The organism is Propionivibrio sp., from assembly GCF_049316945.1.
In the GTDB taxonomy this organism is placed as follows: Bacteria; Pseudomonadota; Gammaproteobacteria; order Burkholderiales; family Rhodocyclaceae; genus Propionivibrio.
The window spans coordinates 1-15328 of the sequence record NZ_JBMOJE010000115.1 but is presented as its reverse complement, the minus strand read 5'-3'; the positions used below and the strand labels follow the sequence as shown (position 1 = coordinate 15328).

The window sequence follows — 15328 nt, the reverse complement described above, 5'->3', positions numbered from 1 at the left end:
CTGTTCGCGCTGACTTTGTGGACATCACAATATCCTAGAGGTCAGGTCGTCTGACGGTATTGAATTCCCTGATGGGCCTCATTTACCGAAAAATGGTGCGCTGATTACTCAGCGCACCTGTACGGGGAAACCTCCTCAGTCCACCAGATCGGCAAACAGCGCCGTACTCAGATAGCGTTCGCCGAACGACGGAATGATCACCACGATCAGCTTGCCCGTATTTTCCGGCCGTTTCGCCACCTCCACCGCTGCCCACAAGGCAGCGCCAGACGAGATGCCGACCAGCAACCCTTCCTCGCGTGCGGCGCGGCGGGCGAAGGCGAAGGCGTCCTCGTTCCTGACGCGGATCACCTCGTCGAAAATCCTGGTGTTGAGCACTTGCGGCACGAAGCCGGCGCCGATGCCCTGGATCGGATGCGGCCCCTTGGCGCCGCCCGAAAGTACCGGCGAAGCATCAGGTTCGACGGCGATGGCCTGGAACGAAGGCTTGCGCGACTTGATCACTTCGCCGACGCCGGTAATCGTGCCGCCGGTGCCGACGCCGGAGATCAGGATGTCGACCTTGCCTTCCGTATCGCGCCAGATTTCCTCGGCCGTCGTCAGGCGGTGGATTTCCGGGTTGGCCGGATTGTTGAACTGCTGCAGCAGCAGATAACGCGGGTCGGATGCAGCGAGTTCCTCGGCCTTCTTGATCGCTCCGCCCATGCCGTCCGGGCCGGGGGTCAGGATCAGTTCGGCACCGAAGGCGCGCAGCAGCGCGCGGCGCTCCTTGCTCATGGTCTCGGGCATGGTCAGCACGATCTTGTAACCGCGTGCGGCGGCGACCATGGCCAGCGCGATGCCGGTATTGCCGCTGGTCGGCTCGACCAGGATGGTGTCCGCCTTGATCTGGCCGGCCTTCTCGGCAGCGGCGATCATCGCCTCGCCGATTCGGTCCTTGACGCTGTGCGCCGGATTGAAGAACTCCAGCTTGGCCGCCACCGTGGCTCCGGCCCCTGCCGTCAGTCGGTTGATGCGGACCAGCGGGGTGTTGCCGATCAGATCGGTGACGCTATTGGCGATGCTCATGATGATTCTCCTGGAAGGGTTGAGTGGGAAGTGGCTACGGTAATTCGATAAAGATGATGGAAACCGCTTTCGACGCAGAGGGCGCAGAGGCGCAGAGAACGCAGAGATGAATTCGCTGTAACCCACATCGATAAACGTTTTTTCGACAGCATTTGCTTTGTATTTCCATGTTTTCCTCTGCGACCCCTGCGCCTCTGCGCCCTCTGAGAGGTTGTGAAAAATTCATTTCAGCCTGATATCCTCGCTCGTCACCCCGGCGAAGGCCGGGGTCCAGCTCGTCAATCTAATTGTTTTCATGGATATCAGATGAACGAACTGGATTCCGGCTTTCGCCGGAATGACGGTCCTGGATGACTGCGCCAAATAATTCACAGCCTCTGAGTCGAAAGCGCTTGCTTTCAATCAGCACGCGTCTGCGCCTGCGTCACATTGCTGCCCGGCGGCACGCTGTGCGTCAGCCAGACGTTGCCGCCGATGCTCGACCCGCGGCCGATGGTGATGCGTCCGAGCACGGTGGCGCCAGCGTAGATGACCACGTCGTCCTCGACGATCGGGTGGCGGGCGCCGCCCTTGACCAGGTTGCCGTGTGCATCGACGGGGAAACGCTTGGCGCCGAGCGTCACCGCCTGATAGAGGCGGACGCGTTCGCCGATGATCGTGGTTTCGCCGACTACCACGCCGGTGCCGTGGTCGATGAAAAAACTGCCGCCGATAGAGGCGCCAGGATGGATGTCGATGCCGCTCGTCGAATGCGCGATATCCGAGATCAGCCGCGCCAGGAAGGGCGCGCCCAGTTCGTAGAGGGCGTGCGCCAGACGGTAATTGATGATGGCGCTCAGGCCCGGATAGCAGAGCAGGATTTCGGCAAAACTGGTCGCTGCCGGATCACCCTCGAAGGCAGCGTGCAGATCACTGACTAGCAGGGCGCGGACGTGCGGCAACTGGGCGGCGAAACGGCGGGTGATGTCGATCGCCTTGTGCTGCAACGCCGCGTCGTTCTCCGCATCCTCGGTGGATACGAAGAACAGCCCGCGCCGCACCTGTTCGGCAAGATCGGTCAGCACGCTGTTGAGCGTGTTGCCGACGAAATAATCGACGCTCTCGTCGGTCAGGTCGCGATGTCCGTAATGCGTCGGAAAGAGGGCGCTGGCCAGGCCGTCGACGATCTGCGCCAGCACCTCGCGAGATGGCAACTCGCGGATACGCCCCTTGTGGCGCACGCTGTGCGTGCTTTCGCGGGATGTGCGCAACTCGCCGACGAGCACGGCCAGATCCCAGTTCGATTGGACAGTTTCACTGTTGCGGAGGTGTTGGACTTGTCGTGCTTGCATGGGTTGGTCGTTGCTCAAGAAGCAGATCAGTAAGGAAGGGCGTAATTTATCAGCCGCCTTCTGCCATCCCAACGACTTAATTGCTATATCCATATCAGCACACCGAATATGGCCTGCTCGGCACGCCTTGTCGTTGCTCTTCTTCTTCGGTCATATGCTTGCAGGGAATAAGCTAGTTAGAACAAGTTCGTTCCATAAGACTGGAGATTGGCTTATCTTGAGTTCATGGCAACTGCCGCCCAACCTTGATGAAGACGCCTGACCATGCCGCTCTCCGATTTTGTTCGCTACTTGAATACACAGCATCCGCTGCCCGGTGCCGGCCTGCGCTCGACAACGCCCTTCGTTTCCGAAGCGGGCCGGGTGTTCGTGAACTTTGCCAACCTGCGTCTCGAATCGTACTTTTCGCCGATCATCGATACCGCCACTGGCAAGCTGACCGGCCACGCCGCCGGTCTGTACACCATTGGCCTGAAAAATCATCAGTTGCTCGAACCCGAGGCCGTCTTCGTGCTGCCGGGCGATGACGCGGAGTTCATCTATCTCGACCGGCTGGTGCGCACCCTGCATGCGCTGAATTACCTGACCTATCTGAACCGCCATGCGCGCGGCACGCTGCTACTCAAGGTGCATCCGCGCCACGTGGCCAGCGTGGCGGCCGATCACGGCCTGGCTTTCGAGGAAGTGCTGCGCGCTTGCGGTCTGCTGCCAAAGCAGATCACGCTGGAGATCGAGATCGACGGGGTGGACGATGCCGCGCATCTGGTGCAGGCCATCGCCAGCTACAAGTCACGCGGTTATGGCATTGCCGTCGGCCGCTTCGGGCGGCGGGCGATTGACTTCAACCTGCTACAGGAAATCCGCCCGTCCATCGTCAAGTTCGATCCGCTGCTTTTCTCCTCGACGCGCCCGCTCCAGCGCATGGTCGACCGGTTGCATGAGCTTGGGGCGCAAGTGATGATCGGAGGTCTGGATGCGGCAGCGCTGCGCCGCGATGCGCAGGAAGGCGGTTTTGATCTGCTGCAGGTGAATGCTCAGGAAAGGGCCCCATACATGTCGCCCGAGTCGCCCTTATTGTCGCAGGCGGCCTAGCTTCGGCTTCGAAACCACACAGGTCAACTACATCATGTGCCAATTACTCGGGATGAACAGCAACAAGCCTACCGACCTTTGTTTTTCCTTTACCGGATTCAAGGCGCGTGGCGGGGTTACCGACATTCACACGGATGGATGGGGAATCGCTTTCTTTGAGGGGCGAGGGGCTCGGATTCTTCATGAACCTCACCCTTCCTCAAGCTCACGTCTTGCCGATCAGGTATGTGTGCAGCCGGTACTGTCGACCAACGTCATCGCTCATATCCGCAAGGCTACTCAAGGCGAGGTTCGCCTGGAGAACACGCATCCGTTCACCCGTGAGTTATGGGGGCAACAGTGGGTTTTCGCGCACAACGGCAACCTTGAAAACTTTGCGCCCGACTTGAAAGCCAATTTCCAGCCGCAGGGTACGACCGACAGCGAGCTTGCTTTCTGCTGGCTGATGCAAAATTTGCAGGAAAAATTTGGAGCACAACAGCCCGACCACGCGCGTCTGTTCGATTGCTTGCGCCGATTGACCATGGACCTCACCCGCTACGGGGTGGTGAACTTTCTGCTGTCCAATGGAGAATGCCTGTTTGCACACAGTTCCACGCGTCTTAGCTACCTCGTTCGACAAGCGCCTTTTGCTAACGCCCACCTGATTGACGAAGACCTTAGCGTCGATTTTGGGAGCAGTATTGATTCGGCGACACGTACCGTGGTCATTGCCACCGCCCCATTGACTGACAACGAGCCGTGGGTGTCGATGCCCGCCGGCAGTCTGTGGTGCTTCAGCGATGGTGAAGTAGTGGCAAGATCAGCAACGGTTGCGGGAGTGAATAGCGCTGATCGGGAAAATACAGGCTCCGCGATGCGTCGATTTTTCAGCCAACTCGCGCCAGCTATGGATAGCCTGGCCGAACCGGTGCCCCAACTCATTTAACGCGTCGCCTTGGCCAGCGCCTGGCCTCTGTCCCAGAAGCCTCGTCAAAAGGCGTTCTATAAGGCATATGTTTGAAGAGCCAATGAATGCGGCACTCTTCAGGAATATCACTTGTTGAATGCCTGTTCATGCGGTTATCCGACTTGTAGTGTGTGCAAATCTCATTTGCGCACGTGGGTCGACCGTTTAAATGGTTCGCTCAGTATCTCTTGGGTACAACCGGTAACAGACCACGGTTTCCTGTTTCCCCCGCTCTGAAAACCGTCCCCTATTATTCGAAAAACGTGTCCCCTATTGCCCTCAAGACATCGCCACCATGCGCCCGCGTGCGGTTTGGTAGGGTGTGAAACGCGAAGCGTTGCGCACCACCCGGCGGATCGAGCACGTCGGCGCGAGGGGATTCCGCGTGCGCAAAGAAAAGAATTTGCGCACCCTACCGGGCTTGGGTACAACCGGCGGAAAAACCGGGTCAGACCACGGTTTTTAGTGTGGGGAAAACCTGGGACAGACCACGGTTTTCTGTATCCCCTGCTCTGAAAACCGTGTCCCAGGTTTCGTTGCTCGGCCTATCAGGCCGACCGGACTTCTGCCAACAAATCAGGGTGTCGATCCAATATCTTCAGCAGCTTCACCAAAGCAAGGGGTGGCTTTGTCTTGCCTTTCTCGTATCGGGAGAAGGCATTAACGCCACCACCGAAGAGGGTACTGGCTTCGCGTTGGTCGAGATCCAGCTTTTTGCGGACGCTAACAATAAACGTTGGATCAATAATCGCCGCATTGACTTGTTTGATGAAATCGCCCACCTGATCGCCATAACGCCGAGCCGCCGACATGTCTAAAATCGACTCGGCACAAGCCGGGCAAAAGTCACCAGTTACGTCTGGAACGATTGTCGTTTCGCCTTTATACGTAAAAGACACGTCACGAGTGTCGTGCACTAATTCCACCGCGCCACAAATAGGACATTTCATTTTCATAGCTCCTTAAACGACACAATCAGCACATCATCCAGAACGGTCAACTTCAGGTACACATCGCCAGCTGGTAAGCTTGGCCGGTATACGTCTTGCCAGATTGTATGATCCGCGTGCGTTGTCATGCTCTTGTAAAAGTCGGCAGGCGTAAGCGCCAAAACCGTCTCAATAATTCCGCTTTCATCAAAGCCGAGCAGTCGACCTCCGTTCACAGCGCTCTGCGTTATCCTCCCCTTGCCGCCGACAATCAAGGCTTTAACGGCAGACAGCAGGCTATACGGTTTGTGCTTTCCCATAGCAGCATATTAACCTATTAGGTTTTTTAAGCAAGAAAAACCTGGGACCACAGTTTCCTGTTTCCCCTGCTCTGAAAACCGTGGTGTCCCCGGTTTTGCGGTTTTGAGCGTCGCTCACGCGACTTTCACGCTAACGCGTCGCCTTGGCCAGCGCCTGGTCAATATCCCAGAGAATGTCGTCCAGCGTTTCCAGGCCGACCGAGAGACGGATCAGGTCGGGCGGCACGCCGGCAGCGATCAGTTGTTCCTCGTCCATCTGCCGGTGCGTCGTCGATGCCGGGTGAATGACCAGCGTCTTGGCGTCGCCGATGTTGGCCAGATGCGAGAGAAACTGCACGCTGTCGATGAACTTCTGCCCGGCCGCCGCACCGCCCTTGATGCCGAAGGTAAGCACCGCGCCGCTGCCGCGTGGCAGATATTTCTGGGCCAGCGCGTGGTACTTGCTGGACGGCAGGCCGGGATAATTGACCCACTCGACGCTCGGATGCGCTTCAAGGAATTTAGCGACGGCGAGCGCATTCGAGCAGTGCCGTTCCATGCGCAACGACAGCGTTTCAACGCCCTGTAGCAGCAGGAAGGCGCTGAACGGCGCGAGCGCCGGGCCAAAGGTGCGCAAGCCTTCCATGCGGCACTTGGCGGTAAACCCGAAGTCGCCGAAAGTCTCGTAAAAACGTACGCCGTGGTAGCCGGGGGAGGGCTCGGTCATGCCGGGGAAATTGCCGTTGCCCCAGGGGAATTTTCCCGATTCGACGATGACGCCGCCCATCGTCGTGCCATGCCCGCCGAGGAACTTGGTCGCGGAATGCACGATGATTGCCGCACCGAATTCGAAGGGTCGGCACAGGTACGGCGAGGCGAAGGTGTTGTCGATGAACAGCGGCAGGCCAGCTCCGTTGGCGATGCTCGCCACGCGCTCGATGTCGAGCACATTGAGCGAGGGATTGCCGAGCGTTTCGGCATAAAGCGCTTTGGTTTTTGGCGTGATCGCGCGGGCGAAGTTTTCCGGATCGTCGGAGTCGACGAAGATGGTGTTGATGCCGAGCTTGCGGAAGTTCACGTCGAGTTGCGTATGCGTGCCGCCGTACAGCGTTCGCGCGGCAACGATCTCGTCACCGGCTTCCACGATGTTGAGCAGGGCGATCATCTGTGCCGCCATGCCGCTGGCCAGAGCCACCGCCGCTCGACCGCCTTCCAGTGCAGCAATACGTTCTTCGAGCACCGCGACCGTCGGGTTGGACAGGCGCGAATAGACGTTGCCGAAGGTTTGCAGATTGAACAGGCTGGCGGCGTGCTCCGGGCTGTCGAAAACGTACGAGGTGGTTTGGTAGATCGGCACCGCGCGGCTGCCGGTCGCCGCATCGGGAATTTGTCCGGCGTGCAGGCTGAGGGTGTCGAATCCGAATTGGTGGTCGGCCATGGTGTTTCCTTTCAGAGGGGCCGGCGGGCGGAGATGATACCGGTGTTCACGCCCATCCAGTTGAGGCCGCCGAACAGGCGGGCGTATTCGATCTTCACGCAGCGATCCACAATCACCGTGAGTCCGGCGTCTTCGGCGATCTGCTTCGCCTCCTCGTTGATCACGCCGATCTGCAGCCATAGCACCCTGGCGCCAATGGCCACGGCGTCCTGTGCAATCGGCACGCAGTCCTGCGGCTTGCGGAAGACGTCGACGAGATCGACCGGGAAGGGGATCGATTTGAGATCCGGATAGCTCTTTTCGCCAAGGATTTCCGGGTATTTCGGGTTCACCGGAACGATCCGGTAGCCGTGTTGCTGCATGTATTTTGCGGCGAAGTAGCTGGGTCGGTGCCATTCAGCCGACAGGCCGACGACGGCAATCGTGTGGCTGTCGCGCAGCACGCGGCGCAAGGTGACAATGTCGCTCATTTTTTCCTCTCTGGAACGGCTTGGACCGGACTGGTTCGCAAACTTGTTATCCTGGAAAAAGCAGTTGACCACAGCGACACGGCGGGCACAGCGTAAAACAATGGCTTGCAATGTTTTCATGAATCACCCTTTGGGTGAGCCATGAAATCCTGAAATGCTGAAGTTTTTCGTTGTGCCCGCCGTGTCGCCGTGGTTTGAACTACGATTTTTAGGGTTATCTATTGCACCAGACCGGCGGGCGCTTGTCGATGAAGGCGGCGATGCCTTCCTGTGCGTCACGCGCCTGCAGGTTGGCGACCATTACGCCCTTGGTATAGTCGTAGGCTTCGGCCAGCGGCAGGGCGGCTTGCCGGTAGAAGGCTTCTTTGCCGATAACGACGGTGTGGCGGGACTTCGAGGCGATCTTGCCGGCCAGCGTGGCGACGGCGGCATCGAGTTCGGCTTCCGGCACGGCCTCATTGATCAGGCCGAAACGCAGTGCGGTGGCGGCGTCGATCAGGTCGCCGGTGAGCAGCAACTGCATGGCGTGCTTGTGGCTGACGTTGCGTGACAGCGCGACCATCGGTGTCGAGCAGAAGAGGCCGATGTTCACGCCGGGGGTGGCAAAGCGGGTGTTGTCGGCAGCAATCGCCAGATCACAGCTGGCCACCAGTTGCGCACCGGCGGCCGTGGCGATGCCATGCACGCGGGCGATGACCGGTTGTGGCAGCGAGACGATGCGTTGCATCAATAGCGCGCAGGCGTCGAACAGCGCTTCGGCATAGGTCTCGGTATAGCCAGCGGCACGCATTTCCTTTAGGTCGTGTCCGGCGCAAAACGCCGGGCCTTCGCCGGACAGTACGACGACATGTACCGCCGCGTCGGTGGCGATGGCGTCGAATTCAACCTGTAGCGCGTCGATCATTGCCTGCGACAAGGCGTTGCGCGCCTGCGGCCGGTTGAGGGACAGGAAGGCAACGCCGTTCGCGTCGTTGCGCAGGACGAACGAGGTTTGTTGGGACGCTTGGGCTGCTTGGGTTTGGCTAGGGTTCATCGCTTTTCCAGGGTTGGATTGAAGGTCGTCCGACCCGGCCGGCAGGGTCGGGTGGCATTCAAGGCGTACTTCATGCTCACGCCTGTTTGCGTAGCATACCGGTTTCATCTACCCGGCGCAGCACCGCCAGTTCCCCTGCGCTGGGTTCGGGAAGTACGTGGGCGCTCGGTGATACCTTCAGCGCCCAGCCGGTACTGGCGATGATTTCGTCGATGCTGGCAAAGTTGAACCAGCCGCTCAGTTCGAATTCCCTGGTTTCCGGATGCGGGCGCAGGATGCCCAGCGTGGTGACAATCGCCGAGGGGCCGCCGCCGACGAAGCCATGGCGCTGGCGTGCATCGCCGCCTTCGAGGTAGCCGGGCGATGAAATGTAATCGACCTTGTCGACGAAGCGCTTTTTCTCATGGCCGACCATGATTACTACGCGTTTGGCGCCAGTGGCGATGTCGTTGGCGCCTCCGGCCCCGGTCAGGCGGGTTTTAGGCGGCGTGTAGCGTTCGCCGAGGGCCTCGCCCCAAATGCCGGTGGTATTGACGTTGCCGAACTTGTCCACCTGCGCGGCGCCGATCAGACCGACGTCGCAGCGCCCGGAGGCGACCAGGCAGCCGAGCGCGTCGAGGGCGTTGGTGAAGCTGACGGCGTTGGCTGAGAGGCGATTGCACTCGATCCCCCAGGGCAGGCCGCCGACCGGCGTCGCACCGTAAACACCGCCTTCGGTCATGGTGCGCACATTGGGCGCGTGGTGGGCCTGGGCAAAATAGCCGGCGAGCATCGACAGGCCGACGCCGAAGATGGCCAGTTCGCCGTCGCGAATCTCGCGCCCGGCGGCAATCGCCATCATTTCCTGGCGGGTGTAGGGCAGGGCTTTTGCTTCTTGAGTGATGCTCATGCCGCTTTCCTTTCCGGCGTGTTGAGCGAGAGCAGTGCCTCGATCTCGGATTGCGTTCTTATCCATTGGCGGTATGGGTCGAGCAGGAAGCGCGTCGGCCCGTCGTTCAATTTTTCGATCACGTCGCGGCCAATCAGGTCAAGGTAGTCATCGATGTCGGTATAGGAATGGACGAATTTTTCGAGGTAGCGTGCCGTGCCTTCCTCGGTCGCCAGCCATTCGTTCATCAGGCGCATGTGCGCCTCGTCGACATCGTGCACACCGGGAGAGGCCTGCGGCCAGGCTGCATAAGGCCACCATACGACGGCCTCGACGATGATGCCGGGGATGCGTACCAGATTGGGGTACTGGCGCATGCAATCGGTGTCGACGATGTGGTCGGCAATCAGCACCACCTTCTTCGCCGCGCGTGACAATTCGAAGCGGCTCCATTCGGTGCCGATCATGATCGCGTTGCCGTCGACGTCGGCCAACGTCACGTGGATGGCGGCGAGGTCAGGGTTCAGGGGCGAAAAGGCGCCGAGGACGCGACCGGAAAACGGGTCGGTGATAGCCGGAATCTTGTTGGTGGCCGGATAAGCCTCGGGTGCGAAGGCACTGCGCTGGGCGATGTCGGAGCCGATATTGACGGTCGCCGGCACGAACGGCCACTTGAGCGCGCCGCCCAGCAGGCGAAGTGCCATGGCCAGATTTGAGTAATCTTCAAGTGCCAACCGGCCGCTTTCGACGGCGCGCCGCAGGCCGTTGGCAAAACCGAAGCCTTCAAGGCCGGAGAAGCCGCATTCGGCCTTATCCACCGCGCCGGCGGCGGCCAGCAGATTGAGCTGCTGCGTGTTGCAGTGGAAAATGGCGTGCAGTTCTTTGCGCCCTTGGCGGAGCAGTTCGCGGCCAAAGGCAATGGCGTCGGCACCAACCGGCAGGGCAGCGCCGCTGGCGTACTGGATGCCATCGGCAGCGTAACGGCGAGCGGCTTCGGGCAGGGAAATCAGTTTGCTGGTACTCATTGGGGATTTTGTGGCTTTCGTGGCTTGTTGTTTTGGAGAACTCAGCGGCTGTGGAAAAATGCCTTAACACCCACCGCAGAGCCGCAAAGGCGCAGAGAAAACGCAGAGGAACCCTACTGTTTTTAAAGGTTTTCTCTGCGAAACCTCTGCGCCTTTGCGGCTCTGCGGGCGCGTAGCCTGGCCTCGGGCCATGGATTCTTGATATTTTCATAGCCTCTTAGCGTTTGCTCAGTTGCGGTGCGTGGCGGTGACTCTCGGCTGCCAGCGATTTGAGGTCTTCGGTCAGCAGGTTGAGCGGCTGGCCGTAAGGCGAGACGCCGCGCAGGCGGCCGTTTCGGTCGAAGAGGAAGACGCCTGCAGTGTGATCCACGGTGTAGCCTTGGCTGGCAGAGGGCTGTTTTTCAGCGACCAGCGAGAAACGGCGGATGAAGTCGGCCGTCTGTAGCGGATTCCCGCGCAGCGCCAGGAAATCGGGACGAAAGGCGGCGACGTAGGCACCGAGCATCTTTTGCGTGTCACGTTCCGGGTCGATGGTGGCGAACAGCACTTGCACATGGCGTGCGTCGCTTCCCAGCGCATTGACGGCCACCATCAACTCGGCCAGCGTCGTCGGGCAGACGTCCGGGCAGTGCGTATAGCCGACCGTCAGTGCAACGGCCTGGCCGCGAAAATCGGCAAGGCGGCGCAGGCGTCCGTGCTGGTCGCGCAGTTCGAAGTCGAGTTTTTGTTGCCCTGCAAGCTGCCGTGCCAGTGGACTGGTGTCGGCGTGCAGCGCGCTGCCGTTGCGTCGGCGATATTCGGCGAAAGGCTCATTTTCATAGGCCGCTTCGCTCACGAATCGGCCGAGGCTGACAAAATCGTCCGGAACGGGGAGGCTACCGACGTGGCGGTAATTCAGTGCACCGTTAGAGCCAAAGAAGGCGAAGGCCGGCGTGCCGACGATGCGCAGGCGCTGGGCAAGAGCAACCGGGGTGATGCGCTTGCTGTCGGTGTCGACGATGGCTCCGGTGGCGGCCAGATCAACCCGCACCGTGCGGAATTGGCGGCCGAAATCGCGTTCCGCACGCCGTTCGGAAAATACGTGCTGCTTCATGTCGCGGCAACCGCTGCAGTCGGGCAGTTCGAAATAGACGGCGAGGTGGCGACCGTCGCCTTCGGCACGCTTCAGTTCGGCGGCGAGATCAAGCCCGTCAGCCGAAAACAGCGCGGCGAACGCCGGGCCTGAAGTTCCCAAACATAGAGCCGTAAGGGCAAGGGCAGCAAATCGGGCATTAACAGCCAATGCACGCCGGAAAATATTGAAAATCACCCTGACCCTCAGCGCAGCCAGAACAGCGCCCGGTGGCGCAGGGCATCGAGGCCGGTCATGGCCAGCCAGGTTATGAGTCCGGTATAGACAATCCCGGCGACCATGCGCGGGTAGTCGGCGAAGTCGGCGTAATACTGAACGAAGCGGCCCAGCCCGGCGTTGGCGCCGAATAATTCGGCGACGGTGAGCAGGATGAAGGAGAAGCCGAGGCCGACAGCCATGCCGGCGAAGATGTGCGGCAAGCTGGCCGGGAAGATCACCCGGATCAGCGTTTCCAGACGCGAGAAACCTAGCACGCGCGCATTGTCGCGGTGCCGCGCTTCGACTGCCTGGGCGCCGGCTGCGGCATTCTGGAAGATCGGCCAGAAGGCGCCGATGAAAACGATGAAGGTGGCCGAGAGGTGGAAGGTCGGCAGCACGGCGATGGCGTAGGGTATGTAGACAGTTGGTGGTACCGGCGCGACAACCCGGGCGAAGGGGAAGAAGGCACGGCCGAGCCCGGGAACGATGCCGGCAACGAGACCGAGCACGACGCCCGCGATGAGCGCCAAGGCATAGCCCGGCAGCAGGATGAGGAAGGACGAGACCGTGCCTTTCCACAGTTCGGGCAGCGACTCCCAGAGCGCGCGGGCAACGATGTCGGGGGCCGGCAGCAGCGGATTGGTGTTCGCGTCGATGACCAGTGTCGACGCCTGCCAGGAAAGCAGCAGGAAGGCCCACAGGGCGAGCGGTTCCCACGCCGGCAGATAGCGCGAAGCCGGTTTTTGGGCGGCAGAAATCGTGGAGGTTTCCACTTCGAAAGCGATAGTCCTGGACACGTTGGATTCCTTCACGTCAGACGGTGGAAAGACCGGAAAGCACATCCGCGTCAAGCCGTTCGGCGATGTCTTCGCGCAGCAGATGGAAGGCGTCGGAGGCGAACAACTCAGCGCGCTGGCGCGGGCGAGCGAAAGGCACGTCGATTTCGGCCAGCAGGCGACCGGGCGAGGCACCGAGCACTGCGACGCGGTCGCCGAGGTAGAGCGCTTCATCGACGTCGTGCGTGACGAAGACGATGGTGCGGCGTGGGCTGGTGCTTTGCCAGACTTCGAGCAGCAGATCCTGCAGTTTGCCGCGATTGATCGGGTCGAGTGCGCCGAAGGGTTCGTCCATCAACAGCACCGGCGCTTCGAGTGCCAGCGCACGGGCAATGGCGGCGCGCTGCTGCATGCCGCCGGAAAGCTGGAAGGGGTATTTCGTGGCCGCATCAGCCAGACCGACGCGGGTCAGATAGTCGAGCGCTTTCTCACGCCGTTCACTGCGCGAGAACCTGGGATGCGCCTTGGCGACGGCCTGGGCGACGTTATCGAGCACCGTGTACCACGGGAACAGCGAGTAGTTCTGGAAGACCACTGCACGGTCGATGCCTGGACCGGTGATGTCGACACCCTTCCAGATCAGCCGGCCGGCGCTCGGCACTTCGAGGCCAGCGAGCAAACGCAGCAGGGTGGATTTCCCCGAGCCGCTCGGTCCGAGCAGGGCGAGGAAGCGCCCTTCGGGCACTTCCAGCGCGACCCGGCGCAGGACGATGTCACCCGCGCCATAGGCGAAGCTGACATTGTCGATCGCCAGGCCGGCATTGCCGGAAAGTTGCGTCAGGCTCACAGCGTGTCCCGTTCCTTGAATTGCTTGAGGCGAACCTGCCAGAAGGGGTCCTTGGGGCTTTCCTTGGCCAGCGATTCGAGCGCGTTCTTGTACACCGACGGTTCGAAAATCGGGTCCAGCGGACGCTTGCCTTCGATGAACTCGGAACCGACCATGGTCAGCCAGAATTTCTGCACGCCTCTTACATTGGGGTCGCTGCTCTGATCCAGGTTGGGCGAGTAATAGCCGCCTTCGAGAATGTCGCGGTCGAGCTTGATGTATTTGGCAATCGCGTCGATTGTTTCCTTGCGATGCTCGGTAGCGTACTTCTCGGCCTGCAATACGGCACGCAGGAAGCGTTCAAGCACCGCGCTGTCTTTCAGCTTGGCGCTATTGACGACGATGCGGCAGCAAGGATGGCCGGCCTGCAGATCACCCGAACGGATGACGACTTTCAAGCCCTGCTTTTCCGCACGCAGATCGTGCGGACCCCAGACCAGGCCGGCGTCAACCTGGCCGGACTTGACAGCTTCGAGCACGGCGGCGGGATTCTTCAGTTCGAATATCTGCACGTCGGTCTTCCAGTTGAGCTTGGCCTCCTTGAGCGCGCCACGCAGTACGGCGTCGCCCGAGGCGAGGCGCACAGTGGCGATTTTCTTGCCCTTGAGGTCGGCCAGCGTGCGGATGCTAGCGGCGATCTCCGGCTTGGCCACGAGAGCGGCGTCCTGGCCCATGACGCCGCCGATGATCTTGATGTCCGAACCCTTCGAGTAGAAGAGCAGGGGAGCGGTGGTGCCGAAGGTGCCGACATCGAGCTTGCCGGCGATCACCGCGTTGATGCCGTCGGCCGAGTTCTGGAACTCGATCAGTTCGACATCAAGGCCTTCCTTCTTGAACAGGCCCTGTTCCTGGGCGACGAAATACTTGGCGTGGCCGGTGACCGGCAGGTAGCCGACCTTGAGCGATTCGGCCTCGGCCTGGCCCAGGGCGCCGGCCAGCAGAACGCCGGTGGCGACGAGTTTGACTAAGGGGATGAGCAACTTCATTTGGTTCTCCTGTGATCCGTGTCGTAATCGGGTATTGGCTTGCTGCGTCGCAATATAGCGACGGCCCGGCACCGAGGGAACGATGAAGTTCTTCTTTAGATATATCGGATTGCAGAGGATTGAGTGAAAGGCGGTTTGCTCATGGGGTTTTCGTGATGGCCACAGTCCCGTCTTGAATAATCGTGCAAGACCACGCGCTCAAAGCCGACACGGAAAGACAGAGGGGGCCTATCGCCCCCTCCATCTTCAAGCCTGCCGAAACTACCTCCCACCGCCCCCCTTGATACGCAGCAGCGCAGTGACCAGCGCATCGAGATCCTCGCAGGTGTTATACGGTGCCAGCGAAGGCCGCACCGTGCTTTCCAGCCCGAACCGGCGCAGGATCGGCTGTGCGCAGTGGTGGCCGGAGCGCACCGCGATGCCTTCCTTGTCGAGCAGGGCGCCGACGTCCTCCGTCTTGAAACCCTCCAGAACGAAAGACAGCACGCCGGCCTTCTCCTTCGCCGTGCCGATGATGCGCAGGCCCGGCACCGTCTGCAATCCGCATGTTCCATAGACCAGTAGTTCGTGCTCGTAGCGGGTGATGTTCTCGATGCCGATCGAATTGACGTAGTCGATGGCCGCACCGAGGCCCACCGCATCGGCGATGTTGCCGGTGCCGGCTTCGAACTTGGCCGGATCCGGCTGATACAGCGTCTTCTCGAAAGTGACATCGGCGATCATGTTGCCACCACCCTGCCACGGTGGCATCTCGTCGAGAACCGCCTGCTTGCCATAGACCGCGCCAATGCCCGTCGGGCCGAACACCTTGTGCCCGGAGAAGACGAAGAAATCGGCATCGAGCGCCT

16 protein-coding genes are annotated in these 15328 nt (G+C 60.6%); 2 read left to right on the top strand and 14 right to left on the bottom strand.

Annotated features, from left to right (window positions below; all coding sequences use genetic code 11):
• Positions 1-135: 135 nt before the first annotated feature.
• A complete protein-coding gene (gene cysK / locus ACOYNV_RS20470; RefSeq protein ID WP_422901664.1) occupies positions 136-1068 on the bottom strand; it encodes a cysteine synthase A in 933 nt (310 codons plus the stop codon).
• Positions 1069-1466: 398 nt separating this feature from the next.
• Positions 1467-2399: a serine O-acetyltransferase EpsC gene (epsC, locus tag ACOYNV_RS20465; protein WP_422901663.1), complete on the bottom strand. Its 933-nt coding sequence runs from the start codon at positions 2397-2399 to the stop codon at positions 1467-1469.
• Positions 2400-2663: 264 nt separating this feature from the next.
• Here epsC and ACOYNV_RS20460 point away from each other — a divergent pair, with 264 nt between their 5' ends.
• Both ACOYNV_RS20460 and ACOYNV_RS20455 read left to right on the top strand, forming a co-directional pair.
• Positions 2664-3491, top strand: coding sequence for an EAL domain-containing protein (locus ACOYNV_RS20460; protein WP_422901662.1), 828 nt, complete (start codon positions 2664-2666; stop codon positions 3489-3491).
• Positions 3492-3525: 34 nt separating this feature from the next.
• Positions 3526-4419, top strand: coding sequence for a class II glutamine amidotransferase (locus tag ACOYNV_RS20455; protein ID WP_422901661.1), 894 nt, complete (start codon positions 3526-3528; stop codon positions 4417-4419).
• Positions 4420-4988: 569 nt separating this feature from the next.
• Here the strand turns inward: ACOYNV_RS20455 and ACOYNV_RS20450 are convergent.
• The 12 genes from ACOYNV_RS20450 to ACOYNV_RS20395 form a co-directional block, all read right to left on the bottom strand.
• Positions 4989-5390, bottom strand: a complete 402-nt coding sequence (locus ACOYNV_RS20450; RefSeq protein ID WP_422901660.1) for a type II toxin-antitoxin system MqsA family antitoxin — start codon at positions 5388-5390, stop codon at positions 4989-4991.
• 2 nt (positions 5391-5392) lie between these two features.
• Entirely contained in the window at positions 5393-5689 is a 297-nt protein-coding gene (locus ACOYNV_RS20445) for a type II toxin-antitoxin system MqsR family toxin (RefSeq protein ID WP_422901659.1), read from the bottom strand.
• A gap of 130 nt (positions 5690-5819) precedes the next feature.
• On the bottom strand, positions 5820-7106 hold the full coding sequence (locus ACOYNV_RS20440) for an O-acetylhomoserine aminocarboxypropyltransferase/cysteine synthase family protein (RefSeq protein WP_422901658.1): 1287 nt from the start codon (positions 7104-7106) through the stop codon (positions 5820-5822).
• A gap of 11 nt (positions 7107-7117) precedes the next feature.
• Positions 7118-7576 (bottom strand): CoA-binding protein, encoded by a 459-nt coding sequence (locus tag ACOYNV_RS20435; RefSeq protein ID WP_422901657.1) that lies wholly within the window; start codon positions 7574-7576, stop codon positions 7118-7120.
• Between the two features lie 214 nt (positions 7577-7790).
• Complete coding sequence (locus ACOYNV_RS20430; RefSeq protein ID WP_422901656.1) at positions 7791-8609, bottom strand: enoyl-CoA hydratase; 819 nt, start codon at positions 8607-8609, stop codon at positions 7791-7793.
• Between the two features lie 76 nt (positions 8610-8685).
• On the bottom strand, positions 8686-9498 hold the full coding sequence (locus ACOYNV_RS20425) for a CoA-transferase subunit beta (RefSeq protein ID WP_422901655.1): 813 nt from the start codon (positions 9496-9498) through the stop codon (positions 8686-8688).
• Entirely contained in the window at positions 9495-10502 is a 1008-nt protein-coding gene (locus ACOYNV_RS20420) for a CoA transferase subunit A (protein ID WP_422901654.1), read from the bottom strand. The genes ACOYNV_RS20425 and ACOYNV_RS20420 overlap by 4 nt, the downstream gene beginning before the upstream one ends.
• Before the next feature lie 217 nt (positions 10503-10719).
• Positions 10720-11736: an SCO family protein gene (locus tag ACOYNV_RS20415; protein ID WP_422901653.1), complete on the bottom strand. Its 1017-nt coding sequence runs from the start codon at positions 11734-11736 to the stop codon at positions 10720-10722.
• A gap of 83 nt (positions 11737-11819) precedes the next feature.
• Positions 11820-12629, bottom strand: a complete 810-nt coding sequence (locus ACOYNV_RS20410; protein WP_422901652.1) for an ABC transporter permease — start codon at positions 12627-12629, stop codon at positions 11820-11822.
• A gap of 16 nt (positions 12630-12645) precedes the next feature.
• A complete protein-coding gene (locus ACOYNV_RS20405; protein WP_422901651.1) occupies positions 12646-13455 on the bottom strand; it encodes an ABC transporter ATP-binding protein in 810 nt (269 codons plus the stop codon).
• On the bottom strand, positions 13452-14480 hold the full coding sequence (locus tag ACOYNV_RS20400; RefSeq protein WP_422901650.1) for an ABC transporter substrate-binding protein: 1029 nt from the start codon (positions 14478-14480) through the stop codon (positions 13452-13454). The genes ACOYNV_RS20405 and ACOYNV_RS20400 overlap by 4 nt, the downstream gene beginning before the upstream one ends.
• Positions 14481-14741: 261 nt before the next feature.
• The coding region (locus ACOYNV_RS20395; RefSeq protein ID WP_422901649.1) for an aminotransferase class V-fold PLP-dependent enzyme at positions 14742-15328 on the bottom strand (587 nt) is incomplete at its 5' end.

What these genes read in the sequence shown, in the direction of transcription:
- cysK (WP_422901664.1), bottom strand. Translation starts at nt 1,068, where the DNA reads ATGAGCATCGCCAATAGCGTCACCGATCTGATCGGCAACACCCCGCTG.
- epsC (WP_422901663.1), bottom strand. Translation starts at nt 2,399, where the DNA reads ATGCAAGCACGACAAGTCCAACACCTCCGCAACAGTGAAACTGTCCAA.
- ACOYNV_RS20460 (WP_422901662.1), top strand. Translation starts at nt 2,664, where the DNA reads ATGCCGCTCTCCGATTTTGTTCGCTACTTGAATACACAGCATCCGCTG.
- ACOYNV_RS20455 (WP_422901661.1), top strand. Translation starts at nt 3,526, where the DNA reads ATGTGCCAATTACTCGGGATGAACAGCAACAAGCCTACCGACCTTTGT.
- ACOYNV_RS20450 (WP_422901660.1), bottom strand. Translation starts at nt 5,390, where the DNA reads ATGAAATGTCCTATTTGTGGCGCGGTGGAATTAGTGCACGACACTCGT.
- ACOYNV_RS20445 (WP_422901659.1), bottom strand. Translation starts at nt 5,689, where the DNA reads ATGGGAAAGCACAAACCGTATAGCCTGCTGTCTGCCGTTAAAGCCTTG.
- ACOYNV_RS20440 (WP_422901658.1), bottom strand. Translation starts at nt 7,106, where the DNA reads ATGGCCGACCACCAATTCGGATTCGACACCCTCAGCCTGCACGCCGGA.
- ACOYNV_RS20435 (WP_422901657.1), bottom strand. Translation starts at nt 7,576, where the DNA reads ATGAGCGACATTGTCACCTTGCGCCGCGTGCTGCGCGACAGCCACACG.
- ACOYNV_RS20430 (WP_422901656.1), bottom strand. Translation starts at nt 8,609, where the DNA reads ATGAACCCTAGCCAAACCCAAGCAGCCCAAGCGTCCCAACAAACCTCG.
- ACOYNV_RS20425 (WP_422901655.1), bottom strand. Translation starts at nt 9,498, where the DNA reads ATGAGCATCACTCAAGAAGCAAAAGCCCTGCCCTACACCCGCCAGGAA.
- ACOYNV_RS20420 (WP_422901654.1), bottom strand. Translation starts at nt 10,502, where the DNA reads ATGAGTACCAGCAAACTGATTTCCCTGCCCGAAGCCGCTCGCCGTTAC.
- ACOYNV_RS20400 (WP_422901650.1), bottom strand. Translation starts at nt 14,480, where the DNA reads ATGAAGTTGCTCATCCCCTTAGTCAAACTCGTCGCCACCGGCGTTCTG.